This is a genomic window from Alicyclobacillus sendaiensis NBRC 100866, assembly GCF_001552675.1.
Lineage (GTDB): Bacteria > Bacillota > Bacilli > Alicyclobacillales > Alicyclobacillaceae > Alicyclobacillus > Alicyclobacillus sendaiensis.
Genome location: NZ_BCRQ01000150.1, coordinates 1 through 533, shown reverse-complemented (window position 1 = coordinate 533; position 533 = coordinate 1). Strand labels below are relative to the sequence as shown.

General features: G+C 37.9%; 1 protein-coding gene. It reads right to left on the bottom strand.

Features of this window, described 5'->3' with window-relative positions; all coding sequences use genetic code 11:
• Positions 1 to 533 (bottom strand): DEAD/DEAH box helicase family protein (locus AS26_RS14520; protein WP_505592647.1); only part of this gene is annotated, 533 nt, incomplete at both ends.

Here is a 533-nt window from a genome sequence, read left to right as displayed (position 1 = left end):
TTCTTAATTCGTCTACTCTGAGAGCAATCTTTCTAATCTGAATGCCTTCCGTTTTTGTTCTGGTAAAACCAACACTTGCAAAGTCAGCTTCATCATCTATGATCAGTGTTTTTTTCTCAACAAGCTGCGGATAAATATCCGACAACAGCTCGTGTAATTTTGTCAAGTTTCGAACCTCTTTTTTTGCCACTATTATGATCTTTTGATTTAATTCATATCGCGTCAGGTTTGAGGGTATGTTCATAATATCATATATTTGTATTTGATCATCTTCTACAAAGCTCCAAAACTCAGCTTCCAACCGTTTCAGTGTTTGCTGAGCGAGAGCTTTAGTTCCTTTTGTGAGAACTATTACCATTTCGTATCCATTGTCTAACGCTAAACCCATGACCCCTATGAACGCACGCGTCTTTCCAGACTGAATTTTCCCCAGAAACATTCCGGGTCTATCACTCGATGTTTCCATTTGCACAAGGTTTTCAACAGTTTTATAAATACAGTTTCTCATTTCGTCGCTGTATTTGTTCTTTACC